The organism is Inquilinus sp. 2KB_23 (genome assembly GCF_052115705.1).
Classification (GTDB): domain Bacteria; phylum Pseudomonadota; class Alphaproteobacteria; order DSM-16000; family Inquilinaceae; genus Inquilinus; species Inquilinus ginsengisoli_A.
In genome coordinates this window covers 57,497-82,777 of sequence record NZ_JBFRHF010000025.1, presented here as the reverse complement: position 1 = coordinate 82,777, position 25,281 = coordinate 57,497, and the positions used below count along the sequence as shown (strand labels likewise).

Annotated in this window: 27 protein-coding genes and 1 pseudogene; 17 read left to right on the top strand and 11 right to left on the bottom strand. The window is 70.6% G+C overall.

All coding sequences use genetic code 11. The features are described from left to right. The first annotated feature begins 158 nt into the window (after window positions 1-158). The 7 genes from fabD (at window position 159) to pssA (ending at window position 6,199) form a co-directional block, all read left to right on the top strand. Window positions 159-1,112 (top strand): ACP S-malonyltransferase, encoded by a 954-nt coding sequence (gene fabD / locus AB4112_RS27250; protein WP_309799238.1) that lies wholly within the window; start codon window positions 159-161, stop codon window positions 1,110-1,112. A 32-nt stretch (window positions 1,113-1,144) separates the two neighbouring features. Beyond that, window positions 1,145-1,882 carry a 3-oxoacyl-[acyl-carrier-protein] reductase gene (gene fabG / locus AB4112_RS27245; protein WP_309799239.1) on the top strand — a complete coding sequence of 246 codons (738 nt, stop codon included), beginning with the start codon at window positions 1,145-1,147 and terminating at the stop codon, window positions 1,880-1,882. 142 nt (window positions 1,883-2,024) lie between these two features. Then, window positions 2,025-2,264 carry an acyl carrier protein gene (locus AB4112_RS27240; protein ID WP_309799242.1) on the top strand — a complete coding sequence of 80 codons (240 nt, stop codon included), beginning with the start codon at window positions 2,025-2,027 and terminating at the stop codon, window positions 2,262-2,264. Window positions 2,265-2,309: 45 nt separating this feature from the next. Continuing rightward, on the top strand, window positions 2,310-3,572 hold the full coding sequence (gene fabF, locus AB4112_RS27235) for a beta-ketoacyl-ACP synthase II (RefSeq protein WP_309799244.1): 1,263 nt from the start codon (window positions 2,310-2,312) through the stop codon (window positions 3,570-3,572). Between the two features lie 4 nt (window positions 3,573-3,576). Then, window positions 3,577-4,602 carry an endolytic transglycosylase MltG gene (gene mltG / locus AB4112_RS27230; protein ID WP_441724165.1) on the top strand — a complete coding sequence of 342 codons (1,026 nt, stop codon included), beginning with the start codon at window positions 3,577-3,579 and terminating at the stop codon, window positions 4,600-4,602. 29 nt (window positions 4,603-4,631) lie between these two features. Further along, window positions 4,632-5,324, top strand: coding sequence for a phosphatidylserine decarboxylase (locus AB4112_RS27225; protein ID WP_441724163.1), 693 nt, complete (start codon window positions 4,632-4,634; stop codon window positions 5,322-5,324). Continuing rightward, complete coding sequence (pssA, locus tag AB4112_RS27220; RefSeq protein ID WP_309799250.1) at window positions 5,321-6,199, top strand: CDP-diacylglycerol--serine O-phosphatidyltransferase; 879 nt, start codon at window positions 5,321-5,323, stop codon at window positions 6,197-6,199. The genes AB4112_RS27225 and pssA overlap by 4 nt, the downstream gene beginning before the upstream one ends. A gap of 15 nt (window positions 6,200-6,214) precedes the next feature. Here the strand turns inward: pssA and AB4112_RS27215 are convergent, their stop codons facing one another. Both AB4112_RS27215 and AB4112_RS27210 read right to left on the bottom strand, forming a co-directional pair. Further along, complete coding sequence (locus AB4112_RS27215) at window positions 6,215-6,382, bottom strand: hypothetical protein (RefSeq protein WP_309799252.1); 168 nt, start codon at window positions 6,380-6,382, stop codon at window positions 6,215-6,217. Window positions 6,383-6,418: 36 nt separating this feature from the next. Further along, entirely contained in the window at window positions 6,419-7,177 is a 759-nt protein-coding gene (locus AB4112_RS27210; protein WP_309799254.1) for an SDR family NAD(P)-dependent oxidoreductase, read from the bottom strand. A 310-nt stretch (window positions 7,178-7,487) separates the two neighbouring features. On the opposite strand from AB4112_RS27210, the gene AB4112_RS27205 reads away from it, so the two are divergent. Continuing rightward, the gene (locus AB4112_RS27205) at window positions 7,488-8,393 is read left to right on the top strand and encodes a YicC/YloC family endoribonuclease (protein ID WP_441724160.1); all 906 of its coding nucleotides are present in this window, start codon (window positions 7,488-7,490) and stop codon (window positions 8,391-8,393) included. Continuing rightward, window positions 8,390-9,022 carry a guanylate kinase gene (gmk, locus tag AB4112_RS27200; protein ID WP_309799257.1) on the top strand — a complete coding sequence of 211 codons (633 nt, stop codon included), beginning with the start codon at window positions 8,390-8,392 and terminating at the stop codon, window positions 9,020-9,022. Before AB4112_RS27205 ends, gmk begins: the two co-directional genes overlap by 4 nt. Before the next feature lies 1 nt (window position 9,023). Here the strand turns inward: gmk and rsmA are convergent, their stop codons facing one another. The 3 genes from rsmA to lptG all read right to left on the bottom strand — a co-directional run bounded on the left by rsmA (window position 9,024) and on the right by lptG (window position 12,389). Continuing rightward, entirely contained in the window at window positions 9,024-9,860 is an 837-nt protein-coding gene (gene rsmA, locus AB4112_RS27195; protein ID WP_309799259.1) for a 16S rRNA (adenine(1518)-N(6)/adenine(1519)-N(6))-dimethyltransferase RsmA, read from the bottom strand. Window positions 9,861-9,895: 35 nt separating this feature from the next. Further along, complete coding sequence (locus tag AB4112_RS27190; protein WP_309799261.1) at window positions 9,896-11,197, bottom strand: peptidylprolyl isomerase; 1,302 nt, start codon at window positions 11,195-11,197, stop codon at window positions 9,896-9,898. A 97-nt stretch (window positions 11,198-11,294) separates the two neighbouring features. Beyond that, complete coding sequence (gene lptG, locus AB4112_RS27185) at window positions 11,295-12,389, bottom strand: LPS export ABC transporter permease LptG (RefSeq protein WP_309799263.1); 1,095 nt, start codon at window positions 12,387-12,389, stop codon at window positions 11,295-11,297. Between the two features lie 196 nt (window positions 12,390-12,585). Between lptG and AB4112_RS27180 the strand changes: the two genes are divergently transcribed. From AB4112_RS27180 to AB4112_RS27170, 3 genes are read left to right on the top strand one after another with little or no spacing between them, the layout of a single operon-like run. Further along, window positions 12,586-14,109 (top strand): leucyl aminopeptidase, encoded by a 1,524-nt coding sequence (locus AB4112_RS27180; protein WP_309799265.1) that lies wholly within the window; start codon window positions 12,586-12,588, stop codon window positions 14,107-14,109. Further along, window positions 14,109-14,573, top strand: a complete 465-nt coding sequence (locus AB4112_RS27175; RefSeq protein ID WP_309799267.1) for a DNA polymerase III subunit chi — start codon at window positions 14,109-14,111, stop codon at window positions 14,571-14,573. The genes AB4112_RS27180 and AB4112_RS27175 overlap by 1 nt, the downstream gene beginning before the upstream one ends. After that, window positions 14,570-15,280, top strand: a complete 711-nt coding sequence (locus tag AB4112_RS27170) for a phosphatase PAP2 family protein (RefSeq protein WP_441724156.1) — start codon at window positions 14,570-14,572, stop codon at window positions 15,278-15,280. The genes AB4112_RS27175 and AB4112_RS27170 overlap by 4 nt, the downstream gene beginning before the upstream one ends. A 6-nt stretch (window positions 15,281-15,286) precedes the next feature. Here AB4112_RS27170 and AB4112_RS27165 read toward each other — a convergent pair whose 3' ends face one another. After that, window positions 15,287-17,170 carry an ATP-binding cassette domain-containing protein gene (locus AB4112_RS27165; RefSeq protein ID WP_441724154.1) on the bottom strand — a complete coding sequence of 628 codons (1,884 nt, stop codon included), beginning with the start codon at window positions 17,168-17,170 and terminating at the stop codon, window positions 15,287-15,289. A gap of 130 nt (window positions 17,171-17,300) precedes the next feature. Between AB4112_RS27165 and ndk the strand changes: the two genes are divergently transcribed. Then, window positions 17,301-17,720, top strand: coding sequence for a nucleoside-diphosphate kinase (gene ndk, locus AB4112_RS27160; protein ID WP_309799272.1), 420 nt, complete (start codon window positions 17,301-17,303; stop codon window positions 17,718-17,720). A 110-nt stretch (window positions 17,721-17,830) separates the two neighbouring features. On the opposite strand, the gene AB4112_RS27155 is transcribed toward ndk, so the two are convergent. The 3 genes from AB4112_RS27155 to purM all read right to left on the bottom strand — a co-directional run bounded on the left by AB4112_RS27155 (window position 17,831) and on the right by purM (window position 19,820). Then, complete coding sequence (locus AB4112_RS27155) at window positions 17,831-17,983, bottom strand: aa3-type cytochrome c oxidase subunit IV (RefSeq protein WP_441724152.1); 153 nt, start codon at window positions 17,981-17,983, stop codon at window positions 17,831-17,833. Window positions 17,984-18,102: 119 nt separating this feature from the next. Then, window positions 18,103-18,750, bottom strand: coding sequence for a phosphoribosylglycinamide formyltransferase (purN, locus tag AB4112_RS27150; RefSeq protein ID WP_441724150.1), 648 nt, complete (start codon window positions 18,748-18,750; stop codon window positions 18,103-18,105). After that, entirely contained in the window at window positions 18,738-19,820 is a 1,083-nt protein-coding gene (purM, locus tag AB4112_RS27145) for a phosphoribosylformylglycinamidine cyclo-ligase (protein ID WP_441724148.1), read from the bottom strand. Before purM ends, purN begins: the two co-directional genes overlap by 13 nt. A gap of 86 nt (window positions 19,821-19,906) precedes the next feature. Between purM and AB4112_RS27140 the strand changes: the two genes are divergently transcribed. Genes AB4112_RS27140 through AB4112_RS27125 form a run of 4 tightly spaced genes read left to right on the top strand, consistent with a single transcriptional unit; the run spans window position 19,907 to window position 23,055 of the window. Further along, window positions 19,907-20,641, top strand: a complete 735-nt coding sequence (locus AB4112_RS27140; RefSeq protein WP_441724146.1) for a hypothetical protein — start codon at window positions 19,907-19,909, stop codon at window positions 20,639-20,641. Window positions 20,642-20,648: 7 nt separating this feature from the next. Then, a complete protein-coding gene (locus AB4112_RS27135; RefSeq protein WP_441724144.1) occupies window positions 20,649-21,248 on the top strand; it encodes a CDP-alcohol phosphatidyltransferase family protein in 600 nt (199 codons plus the stop codon). Beyond that, on the top strand, window positions 21,245-22,360 hold the full coding sequence (locus AB4112_RS27130; RefSeq protein ID WP_441724142.1) for an AI-2E family transporter: 1,116 nt from the start codon (window positions 21,245-21,247) through the stop codon (window positions 22,358-22,360). The genes AB4112_RS27135 and AB4112_RS27130 overlap by 4 nt, the downstream gene beginning before the upstream one ends. A 5-nt stretch (window positions 22,361-22,365) precedes the next feature. Continuing rightward, entirely contained in the window at window positions 22,366-23,055 is a 690-nt protein-coding gene (locus tag AB4112_RS27125) for an HdaA/DnaA family protein (RefSeq protein WP_441724140.1), read from the top strand. Here the strand turns inward: AB4112_RS27125 and AB4112_RS27120 are convergent. Further along, window positions 23,052-24,493, bottom strand: a pseudogene (locus tag AB4112_RS27120) (cryptochrome/photolyase family protein). The gene AB4112_RS27125 and the pseudogene AB4112_RS27120 sit on opposite strands and share 4 nt — an antisense overlap. Window positions 24,494-24,539: 46 nt before the next feature. Next, the gene (gene pdeM, locus AB4112_RS27115; protein ID WP_309799290.1) at window positions 24,540-25,241 is read right to left on the bottom strand and encodes a ligase-associated DNA damage response endonuclease PdeM; all 702 of its coding nucleotides are present in this window, start codon (window positions 25,239-25,241) and stop codon (window positions 24,540-24,542) included. Window positions 25,242-25,281: the final 40 nt, after the last annotated feature.

The following is a 25,281-nucleotide window of genomic DNA, read 5'->3' as shown; positions in this document are numbered from 1 at the left end:
TGCCCAGCGGCCGGCAAGGAGCATTGACGAAGCCGCGCACTATACGGATGGCGGCCCGAAGATCAAGCTCCATCGCGCCCAGCCGTGTCGATCGCGCTTGACTTGCAGTCGCGACACTCTATGACCTGCGGCCCTCATCGCGATGCGGGGGCGGGGCCATGACGCGCGCTTTCATCTTCCCGGGACAGGGAAGCCAATCGATCGGAATGGGCAAGGCGCTGGCCGATGGGTCGGCCGCCGCCCGGGACGTCTTCGCCGAGGTCGACGCGGCGCTGGGCGAGAAACTGTCCGAGCTGATGTTCGCCGGCGACATCGCCACCCTGACCCTGACCGAGAACGCCCAGCCGGCGCTGATGGCGGCTTCGGTCGCCGCCGCCCGCACGGTGGCGGAGCGGACCGGCCGGTCGATCGCCGACCTCGCCGGCTTCGTCGCGGGCCACAGCCTCGGGGAATATTCGGCCCTGGCCGCGGCCGGGGCGATCAGCGTCGCCGACGCGGCGCGGCTGCTGCGGCTGCGCGGCCTGGCGATGCAGAAGGCGGTGCCGGTCGGCGTCGGCGCCATGGCGGCGCTGCTGGGCCTCGACCTCGAGCAGGCCCGCGACGTCGCCACTCGGGCGACGACCCTGGAGTCGATCTGCGCCACGGCCAACGACAATGCGGTCGGCCAGGTCGTGGTTAGCGGCCACAAGGAAGCGGTCGAGCGCGCGATCGCGCTGGCGGCCGAACTCGGCGCCAAGCGCAGCATCCTGCTGCCGGTCAGCGCCCCTTTCCACTGCCCGCTGATGGCGCCGGCCGCCGAGGCGATGCGCGCGGCGCTGGCCGAGGTCGAGATCAAGGCGCCGGCCGTGCCGGTGATCGCCAACGTCACCGCGGCGCCGGTCACGGCACCCGACGAGATCCGCCGCCTGCTGGTCGATCAGGTGACCGGAACCGTGCGCTGGCGCGAAAGCGTGCTTTACATGAAATCCGCGGGCGTGCAGGAACTGGTCGAACTGGGGGCGGGCAAGGTCCTGGCCGGCCTCGCCAAGCGCATCGATCGCGACCTCGCCGCGGTGTCGCTGCAGACGCCCGAGGAGATCGATGCCTGGGTGGCCGGCATYGGGGCAGCCTGATCCGGGCGCGTGAAGGGGTTGAGGGAGTGAGCATGTTCGATCTGAACGGCAAGTCGGCGCTCGTCACCGGCGCCTCGGGTGACATCGGCCGGGCGATCGCGACCCTGCTGCACGCCCAGGGGGCGACCGTGGCACTGTCCGGCACCAAGGTCGAGAAGCTCGAGGCGCTGGCCAAGGCGCTGGGCGACCGCGCCCATGTGGTTCCCGGCGACCTGTCGAGCGCCGAGGGCGCCGAATCGGTGTCCAAGGCGGCCGAGGCCGCGACCGGCGGCATCGACATCCTGGTCAACAATGCCGGCCTGACCCGCGACGGCCTGGCGATGCGGATGAAGGACGAGGATTTCGAGACCGTCCTCGACGTCAACCTGGTCTCCGGCTTCCGCCTGGCCCGCGCCGCGCTGCGCGGCATGATGAAGCGCCGCTGGGGCCGGATCGTGTCGATCACCTCGATCGTCGGCCACACCGGCAATCCGGGCCAGGTCAACTACGCCGCCTCCAAGGCCGGCATGACCGGGATGACCAAGGCGCTGGCGCAGGAAGTCGCCAGCCGCGGCATCACCGTCAACTGCGTCGCCCCGGGCTTCGTCGCCAGCGCCATGACCGATGCGCTGAACGACGAGCAGAAGGCGCGGATCGCGACCACCATCCCGATGGCGCGGATGGGCGAGCCGGCCGAGATTGCGTCGGCGGTGCTGTACCTGGCCAGCCTCGAGGCGGCCTACGTCACCGGCCAGACGATCCATGTGAATGGCGGCATGGCAATGTATTGACATCGCCCGGCCCGGGCGCGGCCATAGGCTTGGCCATGCCCGATCAGGTGTGTTATGTGACCGCGGGTCCTACGGGGCGGTCACTAGCGGGGGTCATGCTGCGGAAACCTGCCCCGTTCCGCTCTCTTGAAAGGTAGAACGAATGAGCGACATCGCCGAGCGCGTTAAGAAGATTGTTGTCGAGCATCTCGGCGTCGAAGAAGGCAAGGTCACCGAATCGGCCAGCTTCATCGACGACCTCGGCGCCGACAGCCTCGACACCGTCGAGCTGGTCATGGCGTTCGAAGAGGAGTTCGGCTGCGAGATTCCGGACGACGCGGCCGAGAAGATCCTCACGGTCAAGGACGCGATCAGCTTCATCGAGCAGCATTCGGCCGGCTGATCGCACGCCCTTGTCACCCGTTCCGCTGCACAACCGGATGAAATGATGCGACGTGTCGTAATCACCGGCATGGGGATGGTCACGCCTCTCGGTGCCGGTGTGAAGACCAACTGGGACCGGCTGATCGCCGGGCAGTCCGGCATCGGGGCGATCACTGCCTTCGAGGTCGCGGACCTGCCGGCGCGCGTGGCCGGCATGGTGCCGCGCGGCACCGGGCCCGGTGACTTCGACGTCGACAGCGCGGTCCCGCCCAAGGACCAGCGCAAGAACGACGTCTTCATCCATTACGCGATCGCCGCGGCCAACGAGGCGATCGCGAATTCCGGTTGGCAGCCCCCGGATGACGAGGCGCGCGAGCGCACCGGCGTCATGATCGGGTCGGGCATCGGCGGCCTGCAATGGATCGCCGAAGGCTCGCTGACGCTGGAGCAGAAGGGGCCGCGCCGGATCTCTCCCTTCTTCATCCCGGCGGCGCTGATCAACCTGGCCTCCGGCCAGGTCTCGATCCAGCACGGCTTCCGCGGTCCGAACCATGCCGTGGTCACGGCCTGCTCGACCGGCGCGCACGCGATCGGCGACGCGGCGCGGCTGATCATGTGGGACGATGCCGACGTCATGGTGGCGGGCGGGGCGGAGGCGGCGGTGTGCCGGCTCGGGCTCGCCGGCTTCGCCGCGGCGCGGGCGCTGTCCACGGCCTATAACGAGACCCCCGACCGGGCCTCGCGCCCCTATGACAAGGGTCGCGACGGCTTCGTCATGGGCGAGGGCGCCGGCGTCGTCGTGCTCGAGGAGCTCGAGCACGCCAAGGCGCGCGGCGCCACCATCTATGCCGAGGTGGTGGGCTACGGCCTGTCGGGCGACGCCCACCACATCACCGCCCCGCCGGAAGACGGCAATGGCGGCTTCCGGGCGATGACGGCGGCGCTGAAGCGGGCTGGCCTGACCCCATCCGACATCGACTACGTCAACGCCCACGGCACCTCGACGCCGCTCGGCGACGAGATCGAGCTCGGCGCGGTCAAGCGCCTGTTCGGCAACGCCATCGAGACCGTCTCGATGTCCTCCACCAAATCGGCGATCGGCCATCTGCTCGGTGCGGCCGGCGCGGTCGAGGCGATCTATTCGGTGCTGGCGATCAACCACGACGTGGTGCCGCCGACGCTGAATCTGGAGGACCCGTCCGACAGCTGCCTCGGCGTCGACCTGGTGCCGAAGCAGGCCAAGGAGCGGCCGGTGCGGGCCGCCCTGTCGAACAGCTTCGGCTTCGGCGGCACCAACGCGTCGCTGGTCTTCCGCGAGCACGCCTGAACGCATGCTACGGGCTCTTGCCCGCGCTCTCGCCATCCTGGCGGTGCTGGCCGCCGTCATCGGCGGGGCCGTGGGCTATTTCCTCCATGCCTACCGCGCGCCGGGGCCACTGACCGCCCCGGCGACGCTGGTGGTCGAGCGCGGCAGCGGGCTGTCGGTGATCGCGGCGCAGCTCGAAGCGGCCGGTGTGGTCTCCAACCGCTGGGTATTCCTGGCCGGCAGCGTGCTGGACGGCGGTGACCGCAGCCTCAAGGCGGGCGAATACGCCTTCCCGGCCGGGATCTCGCCGGCGGAGGCCACGGACCTGCTGGCCCGTGGCAGCAACGTCTCGCACAAGATCACCATCGCCGAGGGCCTGACCTCGACCGAGATCGTGGCCCTGCTCGACGCCGAGCCGCTGCTGACCGGCGAGGTCGGCGACACGCCGGCCGAAGGCTCGCTGCTGCCGGAGACCTACCAGTTCATCCGCGGCGACAGCCGGGCAGGGGTGGTCGAGCGCATGCGCAAGGCGATGCGGCAGGAGGTCGACGCGCTGTGGTCGAAGCGCACCAACGGCCTGCCGATCAGGAGCGCGCAGGAGGCGGTGACGCTGGCCTCGATCGTGGAGAAGGAGACCGGCGTGGCGGCGGAGCGGCCGATGGTCGCCAGCGTGTTCCTGAACCGGTTGCAGGCTGGCATGCCGCTGCAGTCCGACCCCACGGTGATCTACGGCCTGACCAACGGCAAGAAGCCGCTGGGGCGGGCACTGACCCGGGCCGACTGGAAGCTCGATTCGCCCTACAACACCTATGTCGTCCAGGGCCTGCCGCCGGGCCCGATCGCCAATCCCGGGCGCGACGCACTTGCCGCAGTGCTCAAGCCGGCCGTCACGGGCTATTATTACTTCGTAGCCGATGGGTCGGGTGGACATGCCTTCGCTCGGACGCTTGAGGAACATAATCGCAACGTCGCCGAATGGCAGAAGCGACGGCACGCAACCGAGCCGAATTCCGACGACACGGCTCCGGAGACCGGGGACAGCACGCCTTGAACGGTAACGGTAAAGACGAGCCGCATCTGTTGCACACGATCCGCGGCGTCCTGGTGCCGATCCACCCGGCCGGCTATCCGTTCATCGGGGTGTTCGCCGTGGCGACGGTGATCCTGTTCCTGATCTGGGAACCGCTGGGCTGGCTCGGCGTGGTCGCGACCGCCTGGTGCGTCTACTTCTTCCGCCATCCGCCGCGGGTGACGCCGAACCGCCCCGACCTGGTGGTGGCGCCGGCCGATGGCCGGGTGCAGATGGTGGTGCGGGCGACGCCGCCGGTCGAACTCGGCCTCGGCGACCGGCCGCTGACCCGGATCAGCATCTTCCTCGACGTGTTCAACGTGCATGTGAACCGGATCCCGGCCGATGGCGCGGTGATGGACGTGAAGTACCGCCCCGGCAAGTTCTTCAGCGCCAACCTGGAGAAGGCGAGCGAGGAGAACGAGCGCTGCGCCGTGTCGCTGCGCCTGCCCGACGGCCGCGCCCTGGTGTTCGTGCAGATCGCGGGGCTGGTCGCCCGGCGCATCATCTGCGACCTGTCGCCCGGCCAGCCGGTGGTCGCCGGCGAGACCTACGGGCTGATCCGCTTCGGCAGCCGCACCGACATCTACCTGCCGGACGGGGTCGAGGCCCTGGTCTGCGTCGGCCAGACCATGGTCGGCGGCGAGACCGTGCTGGCCGACCTCGCCGTCGCCGCCGTCAGCCCGCTCGCCCTGGCCCGATGACCGCGCCCGAGCCCCGGCCCTACCGCCGCCCGTTCCGCCGCCGGCCCGTCGTCCGCATCCGCGGCTTGACGATCAACCGGCTGCTGCCGAACATCCTGACCACGCTCGCGCTGTGCGCCGGGCTGACCGCCATCCGCTACGCCATCCAGGGGCGCTGGGAGCAGGCGGTGACCGCGATCCTGGTGGCGGCGGTGCTGGACGGGCTGGACGGCCGCGTCGCCCGGCTGCTGCGCGGGTCCAGCAAGTTCGGGGCCGAGCTGGACAGCCTGGCCGACATCGTCAGCTTCGGCGTCAGCCCGGCGATCATCCTCTACCTCTGGATGATGCAGGGGGCCGGCAGCTTCGGCTGGCTCGCGGTGATGGCCTATGCCGTCTGCGCCGCGCTGCGGCTGGCCCGGTTCAACACCGCGCTTGACGACGCCGACAGCCTGCCGCCCTTCGCCTACAACTACTTCACCGGCGTGCCGGTGCCGGCCGGGGCGATCCTGATCCTGATGCCGCTGATGATCAGCTTCGAATTCGCGCCGGGATTCTGGGCCGCGCCGGTGCTGGTCGGGGTGTGGACGGTGTTCGTGGCGCTGCTGCTTGTCAGCCGGATCCCGACGTTCTCGATGAAGGTGGTGCGGATCCCGCAGGAGTACATCGTGCCGGTGCTGGTCGGGGTCGGGCTGGTGGCCACGTTGCTGGTCACCGCCACCTGGCCGACGCTGGTCGCGCTCGGCCTGATCTATGTCGGCAGCATCCTGTTCAGCATCCGCCGCTACGCCCATCTCAAGCGCCAGGCGGCGCTGATGATGGGGGTCGAAGACGATGCGCCGGACGTCGACCCGGAGCCGCCGGCGGACCAGCCGCCTTCGGCCCCGTCGCCGGTCTGACCGGCCGGGGCCCGGTCAGCCGATCGCGGCGTAGGCCAGCAGCAGCAGGGCGAAGGTGGTCGCCACCCAGCCGACGATGGTCGCGATCTCGCGGATCAGGTCGAAGGGGCTCTCGATTTCGTCGTCGTCATGGATCAGATGCATGGTGGTCGCGCTTTCGATCGGAAGATCGCCTGACGCCACAATGCACGTCCGATCGTGATCCCACCGTGACGGCGGTCACAGCCTGACGAAGCGGCGCATCGCGGCGTCGACCCAGCCGGTCGGCAGCGCCGCCACCAGCCGCATCCCGGCATGGATCGGCCAGGGGAAGGCGATCAGCGGCCGGCCGCGGTCGAGGCCGCGCCGGATCGCCGCCACCGCGTCCCCGACCTCCATCAGCATCGGCATGGGGAAGGCGGCGCCAGCGGTCAGCGGCGTCCGCACGAAACCGGGGCAGATCACCGAAACCCGAATGCCGCGCGGCCGCAGCTCCATCCGGATCGCCTCGCCATAGACCCGGACCGCGGCCTTCGAGGCGGTATAGGCGCCCATGCCAGGCACGCCGCGGAAGCCGGCGAGGGAACTCATCAGCGCGATCTGGCCGGCTCGGCGCGCCACCATGCGCGGCCGGATCGGGTCGACCGTGTTCAGCACGCCGTCGAGGTTGACCGCGAAGACCCGCCGGGCGATCGCCGTCTTGTCGGTGCCCTCCGCGCCAGCTGGGCCGATGCCGGCATTGGCGATGACGAGGTCGAGCGGCCCGGCCTCGTCGGCCGCCACCACCGCCGCCGCCATCGCCGCCCGGTCGGTGACGTCGATCGCCACCGTCTCGGCGGTGGCGCCGAGGGCCTGCACCGATATCGCCACCGCCTCCAGCCGCGCCGCATCGCGGCCGAACAGGACGAGCCGCACGCCCGGGCCGGCATAGGCCCTGGCCAGCCCGGCGCCGAGCCCGCTCGAGGCGCCGGTGATCAGGATGTTCGCCGGCGCCGTCATGGCGTTCTCCTTGTTGGCGATCGGGACGCCCGGTATAAGCCGGCTATGATTAACCTGCACCTCTCACCCTCCTTGTGTCCTGCGCCGGTTCAAAATGCCGGCAGGGCAGGAGAGCGGCGCAGCGCGATGCAGCGCATCGCGCAAGCCGTTCGACGCCCCCTGCCGGCATTTTCAACCGGCCCGGAGGGTCGCCTTGCGGCGGCCGCCTGCGGGCGCGGGCCGCTCGACCGTATAGTCCGATACGCTCTTCGCGTCCCACCCCCGCATCCGACTCGCCGCAAGGCGACGCAGGACACAAGGAGGGTGAGAGGTGCAGGTTAGCGATAAGACCGCCACGGCCCAGCTATCCAGCATGACCGGCTTCGCCCGCAGGGAGGGCGGCGTCGACGGGCTGTCCTGGGTGTGGGAGGCGCGCAGCGTCAACGGCAAGTCGCTGGACCTCCGCCTGCGCACCCCGACCGGCTTCGAGCGGCTGGAGGCCGCGGCCCGGATCGAGCTGGCCAAGCGCTTCCGGCGCGGCAACGTCACCCTCAACCTGTCGCTCGGCCGGGTCGAGACCGCGTCCCAGCTGCGCATCAACCGCGAGGTGCTGGACCGGCTGATCGCGCTGGTGCGGGAGCTGAACGGCCCCGCCGCCCCGATCCAGGTCGACACGCTGCTGGGCATCCGCGGCGTGGTCGAGACCGGCGAGGGCAACACCGCCGAGCTGAACAGCGCGGTCGAGGCCGAGGCGGCGGCGGCGATCGTGCCGCTGCTCGACGATCTCCTGTCCACAAGGCTGGAAGAGGGCGAGCGGCTGCGCGGCGTGCTGGCCGGCCAGGTCGACCACATCGCCCAGCTCGTCGGCCAGGCCCGCGGCAGCGCCGCGACGCAGCCGGAAGCGCTGCGGGCGCGGCTGAAGGCCCAGCTCGACCTGCTGCTGGAGGCGCGGCCGCCGCTGGCCGAGGACCGGCTGGCGCAGGAGGTGGCGCTGCTGGTCGGCCGCTGCGACGTGCGCGAGGAGCTGGACCGGCTGGATGCCCATATCGGCCAGGCGCGCGGCATGCTCGCGGATGGCGCCGGCGTCGGGCGCCGGCTCGACTTCCTGTGCCAGGAGTTCAACCGCGAGGCCAACACGCTGTGCTCGAAGGCGGCGGATGTGGCGCTGACCCGCATCGGCCTCGACCTCAAGGCCGTGATCGAACAGTTCCGCGAGCAGATCCAGAACATCGAATGACCAACATCCCTCGACGCGGCCTCATGCTGGTCCTGTCCTCGCCCTCAGGCGCCGGCAAGACCTCGATCACCCGTGCGGTGCTGGCGCAGGACCCGAACCTGACGATCTCGGTGTCGGTCACCACCCGGGCGCAGCGTCCGGGCGAGATCGACGGGACGCATTACCACTTTATCGACCAGGCGACCTTCGACGCCATGGTCCGCGACGACGCGCTGCTGGAATACGCCCGGGTCTTCGGCAATTCCTACGGCACGCCGCGCGCCCCGGTCGAGGCGGCGTTGGCCGCCGGCCGTGACGTGATCTTCGACATCGACTGGCAGGGCACGCAACAGCTGCACCAGCGGGTGCGCGACGACCTGGTCGGCGTCTTCGTCCTGCCGCCGACGGTGGATGACCTGGAGAAGCGTCTGCGCGTCCGAGCCCAGGACAGCGACGCGGTGATCGCCAGCCGCATGGCCAAGGCGTCGGACGAGATGAGCCACTGGCCGGAATACGACTACGCCATCGTCAATGACGACCTCGCCACCAGCATCGCCCAGATCCAGGCGATCCTGACGGCCGAACGCCTGCGCCGCAGCCGCCAGACCGGCCTGCCGGCCTTCGTCCGGGCGCTGCAGGCGAAGCTTTAGGTCAGCCCTGGCGCGCTGCCACCGCCCTGGCGAGGCGGACGAAGCCGGCGACGTCGATCTCCTCGGCCCGGGCGGTCGGCGACAGCTGGGCCTCGGCCAGCAAGGCCTCGGCGTCGCCCAGGCTGCGCAGGCTGGCGCGCAGCATCTTGCGGCGCTGGCCGAAGGCGGCGGCCGTCACCGCCTCCATCACCGCGAAGGGCACGTCCTCGCGACCCTGGCGCGGGCGCAGCTGGACCACGGTCGAATCGACCTTGGGCGGCGGCGTGAAAGCGCGGGCGGGCAGGGTCAGCAATGGGTCGACCTCGGCGCGCCACTGGGCGATCACCGACAGCCGGCCATAGGCGTGGCTGCGCGGGGCGGCGACGATCCGGTCGGCCACCTCCTTCTGGAACATCAGCGTCAGCGACCGAAACTCGTCGATGTGCCGCAGCCAGCCGATCAGCAGCGGCGTCGCCACATTGTAGGGCAGGTTGGCAATGACGGCGCGTGGCGCCGGCACCAGGGCCAGGATGTCGGTCTTCAGCGCATCCGCCTCGACCACGCGCAGCTTGCCGCCGCCGATCGCCGCCAGCTCCTCGAGCGCCGGCAGGAAACGGCGATCGCGCTCGATCACGGTAATGCTGGCGGCGGGCGCGGCCAGCAGGGCGCGGGTCAGGCCGCCCGGGCCGGGGCCGATCTCGACCACGTTCGCCCCGCCGAGGTCGCCGGCCTCGCGCACGATCCGGGCGGTGACGTTGAGGTCGAGCAGGAAGTTCTGGCCCAGCGACTTCTTCGCCGCCAGGCCGTGCTGCGCGATGACCTCGCGCAGCGGCGGCAGGGCGGCGATGGCACTGCGCAACGCGTCAGCGCCGCGCGCGGCTTGGTCGGAGGGGCTCAGAGCCGGATGTCGATGTAGGCGTTGCCGCGCAGGTCGCGCAGCAGCCGGCGCTGCATCATGTCGATCCGCTGCTCGGCCAGGCCGGCGCGAATCTGGTCGCGGTCGATGCCGTCGCCGCCGGCGTCGGCGCGCGAGCAGACCATCATCACCGCGACGCCGTCCGACACCCGCATCGGCGGGCTGACCTGGCCGTCGGCCAGGCCGCTGACCACTTGGCGCATGCCCTGGGGCAGGCGGCTGAGCAGGACATCGCCGAGATCCGGATTGGCGGTCACGCCGAGTTCCTTGACCTTGGTGCGGAAGGCCTCGCAACCGGAGATGTCCTTGAAGTCATTGCGCATCTGGCCAACCACGGTGTCGACCCGATTGGCCGGCGCGGTCGACGGCACCGGCACCACGATCTGGTTCAGGCGAACCTTGACGCCGGTGGCGGTCTGGGCGTTGACCACCCGCTTGTCGCGCACCAGCAGGATGTTGTAGCCGCCGAGGGTGCGGATCGGGTCCGAGACCTGGCCCTGGGTCATGCCGCCAAGAACCTGGTCCAGCGCCGGCTCCAGCTGCCCGGCCAGCACCCAGCCCATGTCGCCGCCGTTCTGCGCGCCGGCAGCCTGGCTAAACTGGCGCGCCACGGCGGGGAAGGGGGCGCCCTTGCGGACTTCCGAGACCAGGCGATCAGCCAGGGCCCTGACCTGGGCGTCGTTCGAATCCTGGTCGACCGCCAGGAAGATCGAGGCGACGAGGTATTGCGGCTTGCCCTGGTTGGCGCGCAGCCGTTCCACCACCTCGTCGATCTGGGTGTCCGAGACCTCGACCTGGGACACGAAGCGGCGCTGCACCAGCTGGCGCCAGGCGAGCTGGGCTCGCACCTGGTCCTCCAGCGCCGCCTGCGGCACGCCGGTGGATTTCAGCATCGTGAACAGCTGCTGCGTGCTGAGGTGATTCTGGCCGGCGATCGACGCCAGCGCCTTGTCGACATCCTGGGCGGGAACGGCGACGCCGGTGCGGCTGGCCTCCTGTCCCTGCAGCTTCTCGTCGATCAGCAGGCGCAGCACCTGGGGCAGCATCCGCTGCTGATTCTCCTGCGACGCCGGCAGGCCGCTGCTCATCAACGCCAACCGCAGGCGCAACTGCAGGTCGGTGACCGTGATCACGTCGTCGTTGACGACGGCGGCGATGGTGCCGACGGCGCTTGCCGCAGGCGCGGGAGCCGCACGGGTCTGCGCCAGGGCGGACGGCGCGGCGACCGAGACGAGGGCCAGGACCAGGGCGATGAACGGGGCCGACAGGCGACGGATCATGAGGGCTACACGGCCTCGCAGTTGAAAGGCGCAGATACAGCACGCGACTTTGGCCGACTCAAGGCAAAAGCGGCGGCAGGGCGGGGCAGCGGCGGCATCAGCCATCCTCGAGATGCAGCAGCGCCGCGATGCCGAACAGCATGGCGACGCCGGACGTGGCCCAGGCGGCCATCGGCACCGGCAGCGTCCCGGCGCGGCCGAGCGCCGCGACGATGTCGCCGAGCACGAAGATCGAGAAGCCGGTGACGATGGCGCCGACGATCATCAGCACCGTGTCGACCCGCCGGCCCGGCCGCAGGCTGAACGCCGCGGCGACCAGGATCATCGCCGCCATCAGCAGCGGCTGCGACAGCAGCGACTGGTAGGCGATGCGGTAGCGGGTCGAGGAGAAGCCGGTGGATTCGAGGTTGCGGACATAGTCCGGCAGGTCCCAGAACGAGATGGTCTGCTGCGAGGCGAAGCGCTCCTGGATCCCGTTGCGTGTCAGGTTGCTGGGCAGCGTGGTGCTGTCGACATGCTGCGGCGGCTCGTTGCCATCCATCACCCAGGCATCGGTGATCTGCCACTTGCCATCCTTGAGCCTGGCGCTGGCGCCGTCGATCCGGCCGCGATAGCTCTCATCCGGCTTCAGCAGCAGGAACATCGCGTTCTCGAGCTGGTCGCCATTGCCGCTGACCTTCTCGGCATGGATCACCGCGACGCCGTTCTCGTCCTTCTGCCGCAGCCAGAAGCCGGTCTTCGCCACCTTCATGATGTCGCCGGTGCCGCCGAGATAGTCGACGTCCAGGCGCTCGAAGCGTCCGTACATCGCCGCCGAGATCGGGTTGACCACGGTGATCTTGACCACCCCCAGCACCATCGCCGTCACGATCACCGGCGCCAGGAACTGCCAGGCCGACAGGCCGGCGGCGCGGGCCACCACCAGCTCGCGGCTGCGGGTCATGCGCCAGAAGGTCACCATCGCCGCGATCAGCACCGCGAAATGGAACAGGATCTCGATCGAGCTCGGCAGCTTGAACGCGGCCAGGGTGAAGGCCAGGCTCAGCGGAAGCTCCGGGATGGCGCTGACCTGGCGGACGAATTCGACGAACTCGAACACCGCGATCACCCCGCTCAGCACCAGCAGGACCGCTATGAACCAGAACAGGAACTGCCGCACGATATAGGCGTAGAAGGTGGGGGATCGGACCATGAGGCGTCGATTGGGCCTGTGAATGCAGGGGGCTCGGCGGATCTTCTACAGTAGTCGGGGCGCCGCGGCGACCGCCAACGAGGTCGCAGCCGGCCATGGGGCCCGTTGAACGGGTGACGATCGTGAAACCCGCTGTTACGGTGCGGGTTCCGCCGCGTCGCCGCGGTTCATCAAAAATCGCCCGGAAGTCGAAACGATGCAGATCTCCTTCGCCTCGCCCGCTTCGGTGGAAGCCGGCGTCCTGGTGCTCGGCGTGTTCGCCGACGGTGTGCTGTCCACCGCCGCCGCGGGCATCGACAAGCAGTCCAAGGGCGCCCTGTCGCGGGCGCTGAAGGCCGCGCCGAAGTTCAAGGGCGGCCGGGACGAGACGCTGTCGCTGTACGGCCTGCCCGGCATCGGCACCGACCGGGTCGTGCTGTTCGGCCTGGGCAAGCCCGATGCGGTCGACGCGGTGGGGCTGCAGCGTGCCGGCGGCGTGGTCGCGGCCCTGCTGAACCAGACCGGCGCGGCCGCCGCCACGGCGCGGCTCGACGGGGTTGCCATCGTCGGCAAGGATGGGGCCGGCAAGGACGGGGCCGCGGCCGCCGCCGCCGAATTCGCCTTCGGCGTCCGGCTGCGGGCCTGGCGTTTCGAGCGCTACCGCACCACCGAAAAGCCCGAGGCCAAGCCGACGCTGAAATCCCTGACCGTCCAGACTGGCGAGGCCGCGGCGGCGAAGAAGGCCTTCGCCCGGGCCGATGCGGTGGCCCAGGGCGTGTTCCTGACCCGCGAACTGGTGTCCGAGCCGCCGAACATCCTGAATCCGGAAAGCTTCGCCGCCAAGGCGAAGGAGCTGGCCGAACTCGGCATCGAGGTCGAGGTCCTCGGCGAGAAGCAGATGCGCAAGCTCGGGATGGGTGCGCTGCTCGGCGTCGGCCAGGGCTCGGCGTTCGAGAGCCAGCTGGTGGTGCTGCAGTGGAAGGGCGCCGGCGGCAAGCGCCGCGACGAGGCGCCGATCGCCTTCGTCGGCAAGGGCGTCACCTTCGACACCGGCGGCATCTCGCTGAAGCCCGGCCAGGGCATGTGGGACATGAAGTGGGACATGGGCGGCGCCGGCGTCGTCACCGGGCTGATGAAGGGCCTGGCGCTGCGCAAGGCCAAGGTCAATGCCGTCGGCGTGCTCGGCCTGGTCGAGAACATGCCGTCGGGCGACGCCCAGCGCCCGGGCGACATCGTCACCTCGATGTCGGGCCAGACCATCGAGGTCTGGAATACCGATGCCGAGGGCCGGCTCGTTCTGGCCGACGCGCTCTGGTACACCCAGGACCGGTTCAAGCCGAAGGCGATGATCAACCTCGCCACCCTGACCGGGGCGATCATCATCGCGCTGGGCACCGACCATGCCGGGCTGTTCTCGAACGACGACGCCCTGGCCGAGAAGCTGGCCGCCGCCGGCAAGGCGGTGGAGGAGAAGCTGTGGCGCATGCCGCTGGCCGATTCCTACGACAAGCAGATCGACAGCGACATCGCCGACATGAAGAACATCACCGGCAGCCGCGACGCCGGCTCGATCGTCGCCGGCCAGTTCCTGCAGCGCTTCGTCAACAAGGTGCCCTGGGCCCATCTCGACATCGCCGGCACCACCTGGTCGGGCAAGGACACGCCGACGGTGCCGAAGGGCGCCACCGCCTTCGGCGTGCGCCTGCTGGACCGGCTCGTGGCCGACAATTACGAAGGGTAATGGCCGAGATCCGGTTCTATCACCTGACCGCACGGACGCTCGAGCAGACCCTGCCGGTCCTGCTCGAGCGCACGCTGCAGCGCGGCTGGCGCGCCGTGGTCTGCGTCGGCTCGGAAGAGCGGGTGGAGACGCTGGCCGGTCATCTCTGGACCTGGTCCAAGGAAGGCTTCCTGCCGCACGGCACCAAGCGCGATGGCTTCGCCGAGGAGCAGCCGGTCTGGATCACCGACCAGGTCGAGAATCCGAACCGGGCCCAGGTCCTGTTCCTGGGCGACGGTGCGGATTCCGACGGCGGCGGGGGATTCGAGACGGTGTGCGACCTGTTCGACGGCAACGACCCGGACGCGGTGCAGGCCGCCCGTGGCCGCTGGAAGAGCCGGCGCGAGGCCGGGCATGCCCTGGTCTACTACCAACAGGACGAGGCCGGGGCCTGGAGCGAGAAGCAGCGGGTGGCGGCGGGGTGACCCCCCGCGTCGCGCTCTGGCTCGCGGTCGCCGTCTGCGCCGTCCTGGTCCTGCTGCCGGGGATCGACCTGGTGGTCGCCGGCTGGTTCTACGCCGCCGGCAGCGGCTTCGCCTGGGACGGCGCGCCGCTGGCCGAGGCGATCCACCAGGCGGTGCAGTTCGCGGCCCGCGCCGGTGCCGCGCTGCTGCTGGCGGCTGCGGCCTGGACCTGGCTGCGGCCGGCCCGGCTGCACGGCCTCGATGCGCGGCGCTGGACCTTCTTGCTGCTGGCGCTGGCGATCGGGCCGGGTCTGGTGGCCAATGCCGTGCTGAAGGACCATTGGGGGCGGGCGCGACCGCGCCAGGTCGAGGCCTTCGGCGGCGCCGCCGCCTTCTCGCCGCCGCTGATCCCCGCCGGCCAGTGCAGCCGCAACTGCTCCTTCGTCGCCGGCGACCCCACCGTCGGCTTCGTCGTCCACAGCGTCGCCTATGTCGTGCCGAGGCGCCGGCGGCGGCCGATCTTCTGGGGATCGATGGCGCTGGGCGGAGCGATAGGCCTGCTGCGCATCGGCATGGGCGGGCATTTCCTCAGCGACGTGGTCTTCGCCGCGGCCGTCACCCTGCTGGTCAGCGCCGGGCTGCACGCGCTGCTGTTCGACCGCTGGACCACGGCCGCGGCGTGGCGCGACTTTACCCGCGGCCTGGTGCGCTGGCCGCAACCCAGCTGAACCCACTCACCCCGCGAGCTGCTGCGCCGCGTCGAGCTTCGCCGTAGCTTCCAGCCAGGCTTCCTCCGACTTGTCCAGCTGTGCCTGGAGGTCGTGCAGCGCGATCTGCTGCCCGGTCGCCGCCGACGGGTCGGCATAGAGCCCGCCATCGGCCAGCTTGGCCTCGATCGCCTGCTTCTCGCGCTCCAGCTTCTGGATCCGGCTCTCGATCTGCCGGATCTCCTGGCGCAGCGGCGCCAGCTGGGCCCGGGCCTCGGCGGCCAGGCGGCGCTGTTCCTTGCGGTCGGCCTGGCTGGCCTTGTCGCCCTTGTTGCCCGCACGCTCCTGCCGGCGCTGCTCGACCAGCAGGCGCCGGTAGTCGTCGAGGTCGCCCTCGAACGGATGCACGCCGCCGTCGCGCACCAGCAGCAGCCGGTCGGCGGTCAGCTCGATCAGATGCGGGTCATGGGTGATCAGAACCACGGCGCCGTCATACTCGTTCAGCGCCTGGACCAGCGCCTGGCGGCTGTCGACGTCGAGATGGTTGGTCGGTTCGTCGAGCAGCAGCAGCTGCGGCGCCTCGCGCGCCATCAGCGCCAGCAGCAGCCGGGCCTTCTCGCCGCCGGACATGTCGCTGATCCGGGTCTCGGAGCGGCGCTGGACGAAGCCGAAGCGGCCGAGATGGGCGCGGATCTTCTCGTCGGTCACGCCGGGCATCGACCGCCGCGCCTGGGCGATGGCGTTGAGCGACAGGTCCAGCTCCTCGGCCTGGTGCTGGGCGAAATAGCCGACCTTGAGCTTGGAGGACCGGCGCATCTCGCCCGCCATCGGCTGCAGCCGGCCGGCGAACAGCTTGACCAGGGTCGACTTGCCGTTGCCGTTGGCGCCGAGCAGGGCGATGCGGTCGTCCATGTCGATGCGCAGGTCGAGGCTTTTCAGCACCGCCCGGTCGTCATAGCCGACCGCGACCTTGTCCAGCACCAGGATCGGCGGCGACAGCGCCTGCGGCTTGGGGAAGTCGAAGCTGATCGACTGGTCCTCGACCAGGGCGACGATCGGCTCCATCTTCTCCAGCGCCTTCATCCGGCTCTGCGCCTGGCGGGCCTTGGTCGCCTTGGCCTTGAACCGGTCGACGAAGCTCTGCATGTGCTCGCGCTGGGCGATCTGGCGCTTCTGCAGCGCCGCCATGTGGTCCAGCCGCATCCGCCGGGTCTGCTCGAACTGGTCGTAGCCGCCGGTGTAGGCGGTCAGCTTCGAGTTCTCGAGATGGATGGTCATGTCGACCACCCGGTTCAGCAGGTCGCGATCGTGGCTGACCATCAGGATGGTGTGCGGATAGCTCTTCAGCCAGGTCTCGAGCCACAGCGTCGCCTCGAGGTCGAGGTGGTTGGTGGGCTCGTCGAGCAGCAGCAGGTCGGGCTGCAGGAACAGCGTCGCCGCCAGCGCCACGCGCATCCGCATGCCGCCGGAGAGGTCGCCGACCGGCCGGCCTTGAGCCTCGGTGTCGAAGCCCAGGCCGGCCAGGATGGTGGCGGCGCGGGAGGGGGCGCTGTGCGCGTCGATATCGGCCAGCCGCATGTGGATCTCGCCGATGCGGTCGGGATCCTCGGCGGTTTCGGCTTCGTCCATCAGCGCGGCGCGCTCGATGTCGGCGGCCAGCACGGTGTCGAGCAGGCTGGCGGGGCCGGCCGGCACCTCCTGGGCGACGCTGGCCATGCGCCAGCGCCCGGGATAGCTGATCTGGCCGCCGTCGAGCCCGATCTCCTTGCGGATCGCGCGCAGCAGCGTCGACTTGCCGGTGCCGTTGTGGCCGACGAGGCCGGCCTTGTGCCCAGCCGGCACCGACACCGAAGCGGTGTCGAGCAGCGAGCGGCCGGCGATGCGGATGGTGACGTCCTGGATTTGAAGCATGGCGGCGGGGTCATAGCACGACCCGGCCGGATTCGGGCCCCGCGATTCATGCACTCCGGTTGCCGGATCGGGGCGGCCCGTCTATAAGGCCGCGCAATTCCGATCCCAATCGCCCGAAAACGAGGACCACATGGCCGAGCGCACCCTTTCGATCATCAAGCCGGACGCCACCCGCCGCAACCTGACCGGCAAGATCAACGCCAAGTTCGAGGATGCCGGCCTGCGCATCGTCGCGCAGAAGCGCCTGCAGCTGACCAAGGCCCAGGCCGAGGCGTTCTACGGCGTCCACAAGGAACGCCCGTTCTTCAACGACCTGTGCGCCTTCATGATCTCGGGCCCGGTCGTGGTCCAGGTGCTGCAGGGCGACAACGCCGTCGCCAAGAACCGCGACGTGATGGGCGCCACCAACCCGGCCAACGCCGCGGCGGGCACCATCCGCAAGGAATTCGCGGAATCGATCGAGGCGAATTCGGTCCACGGTTCCGATTCGGCCGAGAATGCGGCGGTCGAGATCGCCTTCTTCTTCGCGGGCACCGAAATCGTCGGCTAAACAGCCGCGCTGCGATCGTCGGCTAAGCAGCCGGGTTGCGGAGGGCCTGCCCTCCAAACCAAAAGAGCCGGCCCTGCGGGGCCGGCTCTTTTTCGTTCATCCCGCTGACATCAAAGCAGGAACAGGGTCATCGCGATCAGCAGCACGGCGACGAAGACGATGCCCCAGGTGCTGAAGCGGACGAAGCTCGCATACATCAGCCTGCGGGACGTCAGCAGCTCGTCCGAGACCTGATTCGTGCCGTCGGTGGCCATCGCACTCATCCTCGTCCGCATCTTTCATGTGTTTCGGAACAGGGCACCATTTACGAACGGGCCCCGGTCTTGTCCAGTGAATTAGGGTTTAATTGTCGCAGCGACACCAGGCGGAATTGTTACAGTCGTCACAACGGGTTGCGCAGCGCCTCTGATGCCGCCGCCGCGCCGGTGATCCGGGCCCGGCCGCCGTCGATCGCGACCCGGCCCTCGGCGACCCAGCGCAGCGCCAGTGGATAGCACCGGTGCTCCTCGACCAGGATGCGGGCGGCCAGGCTGTCCGGGTCGTCGCCGTCGAGCACGGGGACGGCCACCTGGGCCAGGATCGGGCCGTCATCGACCACCGCGCGTACCACATGCACGGTGCAGCCGGCGACCTTGACCCCGGCGGCCAGGGCCCGGGCATGGGTGTCGAGCCCCGGGAAGGCCGGCAGCAGCGACGGATGGACGTTGAGGATGCGGTCGCGCCAGCGCTCGACGAAATCGGCGCTCAGCACCCGCATGAAGCCGGCGAGGCAGATCAGCTCGACCCCCGCGGCGCGAAGGCCGGAATCGACCGCCGTCTCGAACGCTGCCTTGGAGGCGTAGGCCTTGCGGTCGACAGCCTGGGTGGCGATGCCGCGGCTGGCGGCGAGGGCGAGGCCGCCGGCGGTCGGGATGTCGGACAGGACGAGGGCGATTTCGGCCGGGAAGTCGGGCGCGGCGCAGGCCTCGGCCAGCGCCGCCATATTGCTGCCGCGGCCTGAGATGAGAATCCCGACCTTCAGCCGGCCCATGCCGCCTCCGCCCCGGAGATCTTCACCGAATGCCCGGCATCGACGACGACGCGGCCGATCTGGTGCACGGACTCGCCCTGGCCGGTCAGGATCGCCGACAGCGCCTCGACCCGCTCCGGCGCCACGATCACCACCATGCCGATGCCGCTGTTGAAGGTGCGGGCCATCTCGGCCGCGCTCAGCCCGCCCTGCGCCTTCAGCCAGCGGAAGGCCGGGGGCAGGGGCCAGGTGCCGGCATCGAGCGTGACGCCCAGCCCGTCCGGCAGCACCCGCGGAATGTTCTCGGTCAACCCGCCGCCGGTGATGTGGGCCATGGCGTGGACGCCGCCGGCGCGGATGGCCGCGAGCGTGCTCTTCACATAGATCCGGGTCGGGGTCAGGAAGGCCTCGCCGACCGTGAGGTCGTTGGCGAAGGGGGCCGGCGCGTCCCAGGCCAGGCCGGCATCGGCGACCGTGCGGCGGACCAGCGAATAGCCGTTGGAGTGCACGCCGGTCGAGGACAGGCCGAGCACGACGTCGCCGTCGCGGACATCCTTGCCGGTCAGCGCCTGCTCGCGCTCCACCGCGCCGACCGCGAAGCCGGCGAGATCGTAGTCGCCGGGCGCGTACATGCCCGGCATCTCCGCGGTCTCGCCGCCGATCAGGGCGCAGCCGGCCTGGCGGCAGCCTTCGGCGATGCCGCGCAGCACGCCGCCGCCGACCGTGCGGTCGAGCTTGCCGGACGCGAAATAGTCGAGGAAGAACAGCGGCTCGGCGCCCTGCACCACCAGGTCGTTGACGCACATGGCGACGAGGTCGATGCCGACGGTGTCGTGCCGCCCGGTCTCGATCGCCACCTTCAGCTTGGTGCCGACGCCGTCGGTCGCGGCCACCAGGATGGGGTCGCGGAAGCCGGCGGCCTTGGGGTCGAACAGCGCGCCGAAACCGCCCAGGCCTTCCATCATGCCGCGCCGGCGCGTGCTTTCGGCCAGGGGCTTGATGTCGCCGACGAAGGCGTCGCCTTCGGCGATGTTCACGCCGGCTCGGCTGTAGGCGTCGGCGCTTTCCTGGGGGTCAGTCGGCGGGCACATGATGACCTCGCGGAGAGGGGTGCTATATAAAGGCGGATTATCCGTGCGGATGGGCGCGGACCATAGCGGAACCGGAAGGCTTTGCAATGATGCTTCGCATCGGATCGACTGTGGCGCTGGCAGCCCTGCTGCTCGGTGCCGGACTGGCGCCGATCCATGCCCAGACCGGCGGTGGGGCGCCGATCGCCGGCAATGCCTCCGGCTATTCGGTCGACGGCGTCGCGGTCGAGGCCACCGCGGCGAACGCCACCGAGGCGCGGACCAAGGCCTTCGCCCAGGGACCGCGCAAGGCGCTGCAGCAGCTGCTGCAGCAGATCGGCGGCGATCCCGCCCGCGCCACCGGCATGTCCGACGGCGAGGTCGAGCGGCTGGTCGAACGCTTCCAGGTGCAGTCGGAGCAGACCTCGCCCGGCCACTACGCCGCGAAACTGGCCTACACCTTCCGCAGCAATGGGGTGCAGCAGCTGCTGGCCGGTGCCCCCGCCGCGCCGCAGATCGCGCCGACCGCGCTGGGCACGCCGCCGGGAACCCTGCCGGGAACCGTGGCACAGCCAGGGGCGTCGCCGGGCTTCACCGCCCAGGGCCATGTCACCGTCACCGTGCCGCTCGCCGCGGCGGCCGACTGGTACGACATCCAGGGCCGGCTGACCCGTCTCGGCGGCGTGGTCACCTCGTCCATGGTCAGCCTGACGTCGCGCCAAGCGGTGCTGGAGTTGCGCTTCCCCGGCGACCAGACCCAGCTCAACCAGATCCTGGCGCAGCAGGGCCTCACGGTCCAGCAGGGCCCCCAGGCGCTCGAGCTGCACCGCACCGGCGGCTAGGAACGACGTGACCGATCCCGTCCCACCCCGGCAGGGTTCCCTGCGCCGCCTGGCGCGCTACCTGCCCAACCTGCTCAGCCTCGCCCGGCTCGTCGTCGCGCCGGTCACGATCTGGCTGATCCTGGACGGGCGGCTGGTCACCGCGTTCTGGATGTTCTCGGCGGCGGCGCTGACCGACGCGATCGACGGCATCCTGGCGCGCTGGCTGCAGGCCCGCACGGCGTTGGGCAGCTATCTCGACCCGATCGCAGACAAGTCGCTGCTGGTCGGCACCTATCTTGCGCTGACCTGGATGGAGGCGCTGCCGGTCTGGCTGGTGTGGCTGGTGGTGGCCCGCGACATCGGCCTGGTGCTCGGCGTGGTGGTGCTGCATTTCGCCGGCCGCGGTGCCCGGTCGCTGACGCCGTCGCTGATCAGCAAGCTCAACACCCTGCTGCAGATCGCGCTGGTGGTGCTGGTGATGGCAGCACCCGGCTTGGCGGTCGACGCCAGCGGCGTGATCGGCGGGCTGGTCTGGGTGGTCGCCGCCACCACCATCCTGTCGGGGATCGGCTATCTCCGTGAGACCATCCGTCAATTCTTCACTGCGATCGGGGCCCACGCGTGAACGCATCAGCGCAGATCCGCTTCTGGCTGATCGGATTTGTCATCTTCTGCCTGCTGGTCTGGCTGCTCAGCGGCGTGCTGGCGCCCTTCGTCACGGGCATGGTCATCGCCTATCTGCTGGACCCGGTGTGCGAGCGGCTGCAGCGGCTGGGCCTGCCACGCTGGCTGGCGACCACGGTGCTGCTGCTGATGTTCCTGTTCGTGGCGATCCTGGCGGCGCTGATCATCCTGCCGATCATGCTGAACCAGGTGACCGGGCTGCTGTCGGCCGTGCCCGACATGATGACCCGGGCGGCGGCGCGGCTGCAGCCGCTGATCGCGGAGCTAAAGCACCGCGTCTCCCAGTCCAACTTCGCCGAGATCCAGAAGGCGGTCAGCCAGTATGCCGGCAGCGCCGTGTCCTGGATCGGCACGGTGATCGGCGGGCTGTGGCAGGGCGGCATGGCGCTGATCGACCTGCTGTCGCTGGTGTTCATCACGCCCGTCGTCGCCTTCTACATGCTGCGCGACTGGGACCGCATGATCGGGGTGATCGACCAGAACCTGCCGATCGCGCAGCGCGACACCATCCGCGGCCTGGGCATCGAGGTGAACTTCACCCTGTCGAAGTTCATCCGCGGCCAGCTGATCGTCTGCCTGCTGCTGGGGCTGTTTTATGCCATCGCCCTGTCGATCGTCGGGCTGAACTTCGGGCTGCTGATCGGGATGATGACGGGGATTCTCTCGATCATCCCCTATGTCGGCTCGCTGGTCGGGCTGATCAGCTCGGTCGGCATCGCCATGGTGCAGTATGATGACTGGACGATGTGGGCGCTGGTGCTGGGCATCTTCCTGCTCGGCCAGTTCCTCGAGGGCAATTTCGTCACCCCGAAGCTGGTCGGCGAATCCGTCGGGCTGCATCCGGTCTGGGTGATCTTCGCGCTGCTCGCCGCCGGCAGCCTGTTCGGCTTCACCGGGGTGATGCTGGCGGTGCCGGTGGCGGCAGTGATCGGCGTCCTGACCCGGTTCGGGCTGCGCCGCTACCGCGAGAGCGCGCTGTACCGCAAGCCGCCCGACCCGCCCGATCCCGGCGAACCAGGCCCCGGCGAATCCGGCCTCCCCACGGTGTCATGAGCAGGATGACCGGAGAGGTCGCGCAGTTCGTCTTCGATCTGTCGCTGCCCCCCGCTTTGGGGCCCGAGGATTTCATCGTCGCCGACAGCAACCGCGAGGCTGCGGGCTGGATCGCGCGCTGGCCCGGCTGGCCGGCCGGCGTCCTGGCCCTGCACGGCGCGCCGGGGGCGGGCAAGAGCCACCTGCTCGGCATCTGGGCGCAGCGCAGCGGCGCGCTGCGGCTGGCCGGAGGCGCGCTGGCCGCGGCGGACCCGGCCGAGGTCGCGGCCGCCGGCGCGGTGGCGCTGGACGATGCCGACCGCGTCGCCGGCGATGCGGCGGCGGAGCGGGCGCTGTTCCACCTGCACAACCTGCTGAAGGAGGCTGGCGGCTTCTTGGCTCTGGCGGCGCGCCAGCCGCCGGCGCGCTGGCCGGTGGCGCTGCCGGACCTGGCCTCGCGGCTGAAGGCGGCCCCGGCAGTCGGCCTGGGTGAGCCGGACGACGTGCTGCTGGCCCAGGTGCTGGCCAAGCTGTTCGCCGACCGCCAGCTGGCGGTGGGGCCGGAGATCGTGCAGGCGATGCTGGCGCGGATGGAGCGCAGCTTCGCCGAGGCCCGGCGGCTGGTGGCCGAGATCGACGCCGCCAGCCTGGCCCAGGGCCGCTCGATCACCCTGCCGCTGGTCCGCACCGTGCTGGCGGAGCGGGGCGGGGATTAGGTTCTCGGCAGCGCCTGGAAGGCGGCGAGGGCGAGGCGGCGGGCGGCGGCGTGGTCGACGATCGGCTGCGGATAGGTCTTGCCCAGCACCACTCCGGCTTCGGCCAGCACCGCGTCCGGCGCCGCCCAGGGCCGGTGGACCCATTTCGCCGGCAACCGCGCCAGCTCGGGCACGTGGCGGCGACATAGGTCCCGTCGGGGTCGAATTTCTCGCCCTGCAGCACCGGGTTGAAGATGCGGAAATAGGGCGCGGCGTCGGCGCCGCTGCCGGCCACCCACTGCCAGCTGGCGGCGTTGTTGGCCAGGTCGGCATCGACCAGCGTGTCCCAGAACCACGCTGCGCCCTCGCGCCAGTGGAGGCGCAGGTGCTTGATCAGGAACGAGGCAGCGACCATGCGCACGCGGTTGTGCATCCAGCCGGTCCGCCACAGCTGCCGCATCCCGGCATCGACCACGGGATAGCCCGTCAGGCCGCGCTGCCAGGCCCGCAGGGCCTTGGGGTCGCTTTCCCAGGGGAAGGCGGCGAAGCGGGCGTCGAGCGGGTCGGCCGGCAGCTCCGGCCGCGCATGCAGCAGATGGGTGGAGAATTCGCGCCAGCCGAGCTGGCGCTGATAGGCGCTGGCGGCGGAGCGCAGCGCCGGCGTTTCGGCGGCGGCGTGCTCGAGCGCCTGCCAGCTTCGCCGCGGCCCGATCTCGCCCCAATGCAGATGCGGCGACAGGGACGAGGTGCCGTCGAGATCCGGCCGGTCGCGCCGTGCCGCATAGCCGGCGAGGCCGCTATCGAGGAAGCTGGACAGGCGCTCGCGGGCGCCGGCCTCGCCCGGTGTCCAGGCCGCGCGCAGCCCGCCGGCCCAATCCGGTTTGGTCGGCAGCAGGCGCCAGCCGTCGAGGTCGTCACCCTCGGGCCAGGCGTCCGGCGCGGGGATCCGCTTCGGCGCATCCAGTGGCTCGGCGATGCCGCCGCGCTCGAGGCAGGCGCGCCAGAATGGGGTGAAGACCTTGAACGGTGCGTCCGACCTGCTGCGGATCTCCCAGGGTTCGAACAGCAGCGCCGCGTTGAGGCTTTCGGCGGCGATACCGCGCCGCTTGAGGTCCTGCTTGATCGCGCTGTCGCGGGCGATCGCGGCCGGCTCGTAGCGCCGGTTCCACAGCACGGCGCCGGCCCCGGCCTCCCGGATCAGCGCGTCCAGCACCTTCGCCGCCGGCCCGCGCCGCAGCACCAGCCGGCTGCCGCGCGCCGCCAGCGCCGTTGCCAGGGCGGCCAGCGAATGGTGCAGCCACCACCGGCTGGCGCCGCCCGGCGGCCAGTCGCCTTCGCCCCCGGGGTCGAGGATGAAGACCGGGACCACCGACCCGCCGCGCGCGATGGCGGCGGCGAGGGCGGGGTTGTCGTCGAGGCGGAGGTCCTGGCGGAACCAGAGCAGGGTGGCGTCGGTCATGTGCCGAAGCTGGAGCAGAGCCAGCGAAAGTCCAGCACCCTTCGGGTCAGGCCTCGGCCCAGCGCTGTCCGATCGGCGACAGCCGGGCGCCAGGGAAGCGGTGCAGCACCGCGCGGCCGATCAGCCAGACATGGAAGGCCGGCGCCAGCAGCCCGCGGATCGCCGGGTCGAGCACGTCGAGCCCGCCGGTGTAGGCGCCGAAGGCCGGCAGCACCAGCCGGTGGTCGTCGGCCACGAAGCAGCGCCCGGTCACCCGCCCGGCGCGGCCGCTGACCGCCGCCTTGGGGTGGTAGTGGCCGGAGATCTCGGCCGTGGCCCCGGGCAGGGCGGCGTGGCGGCAGGTCACCCCGTCGATCGCGAATTCGGTGATGCGGTCGCCGGGCAGCGCCGCCGGCAAATCGGGGTCGTGGTTGCCCAACACCCAGATCCAGTCGCGACCCCGGGCCAGCCGGCCCAGCACCGCCAGCTCGGCGGCGCCCAGCCGGTCGGCGCCGGCCGAATCGTGGAAGCTGTCGCCGAGCGCGACCACGGTGACCGGATCCAGCCGGTCGATCACCGCGCCGAGCCGGCCCAGGGTGGCGGCGCTGTCATAGGGCGGCAGCAGGCGGCCGGAGCGCCGGGCCAGCGCCGTGGCCTTCTCCAGATGCAGGTCTGCGACCAGCAGCCAGCGCCGCTCCGGCCACCACAGCGCGCCCGACGGGTCGGGCCGGAAGTCGTGGTCGCGGAGCGGAATGGTGCGGGTCGGCATGCTTCCGGTTTAGGCCCGCTTCCGGGGTCCGGCAATGGCT

Coding starts and splice junctions, on each gene's coding strand:
- fabG (WP_309799239.1), top strand. CDS start 1,145: ATGTTCGATCTGAACGGCAAGTCGGCGCTCGTCACCGGCGCCTCGGGT.
- AB4112_RS27240 (WP_309799242.1), top strand. CDS start 2,025: ATGAGCGACATCGCCGAGCGCGTTAAGAAGATTGTTGTCGAGCATCTC.
- fabF (WP_309799244.1), top strand. CDS start 2,310: ATGCGACGTGTCGTAATCACCGGCATGGGGATGGTCACGCCTCTCGGT.
- mltG (WP_441724165.1), top strand. CDS start 3,577: ATGCTACGGGCTCTTGCCCGCGCTCTCGCCATCCTGGCGGTGCTGGCC.
- pssA (WP_309799250.1), top strand. CDS start 5,321: ATGACCGCGCCCGAGCCCCGGCCCTACCGCCGCCCGTTCCGCCGCCGG.
- AB4112_RS27210 (WP_309799254.1), bottom strand. CDS start 7,177: ATGACGGCGCCGGCGAACATCCTGATCACCGGCGCCTCGAGCGGGCTC.
- gmk (WP_309799257.1), top strand. CDS start 8,390: ATGACCAACATCCCTCGACGCGGCCTCATGCTGGTCCTGTCCTCGCCC.
- AB4112_RS27190 (WP_309799261.1), bottom strand. CDS start 11,197: ATGATCCGTCGCCTGTCGGCCCCGTTCATCGCCCTGGTCCTGGCCCTC.
- lptG (WP_309799263.1), bottom strand. CDS start 12,389: ATGGTCCGATCCCCCACCTTCTACGCCTATATCGTGCGGCAGTTCCTG.
- AB4112_RS27180 (WP_309799265.1), top strand. CDS start 12,586: ATGCAGATCTCCTTCGCCTCGCCCGCTTCGGTGGAAGCCGGCGTCCTG.
- AB4112_RS27175 (WP_309799267.1), top strand. CDS start 14,109: ATGGCCGAGATCCGGTTCTATCACCTGACCGCACGGACGCTCGAGCAG.
- AB4112_RS27165 (WP_441724154.1), bottom strand. CDS start 17,170: ATGCTTCAAATCCAGGACGTCACCATCCGCATCGCCGGCCGCTCGCTG.
- ndk (WP_309799272.1), top strand. CDS start 17,301: ATGGCCGAGCGCACCCTTTCGATCATCAAGCCGGACGCCACCCGCCGC.
- AB4112_RS27155 (WP_441724152.1), bottom strand. CDS start 17,983: ATGAGTGCGATGGCCACCGACGGCACGAATCAGGTCTCGGACGAGCTG.
- purN (WP_441724150.1), bottom strand. CDS start 18,750: ATGGGCCGGCTGAAGGTCGGGATTCTCATCTCAGGCCGCGGCAGCAAT.
- purM (WP_441724148.1), bottom strand. CDS start 19,820: ATGTGCCCGCCGACTGACCCCCAGGAAAGCGCCGACGCCTACAGCCGA.
- AB4112_RS27140 (WP_441724146.1), top strand. CDS start 19,907: ATGATGCTTCGCATCGGATCGACTGTGGCGCTGGCAGCCCTGCTGCTC.
- AB4112_RS27125 (WP_441724140.1), top strand. CDS start 22,366: ATGACCGGAGAGGTCGCGCAGTTCGTCTTCGATCTGTCGCTGCCCCCC.
- pdeM (WP_309799290.1), bottom strand. CDS start 25,241: ATGCCGACCCGCACCATTCCGCTCCGCGACCACGACTTCCGGCCCGAC.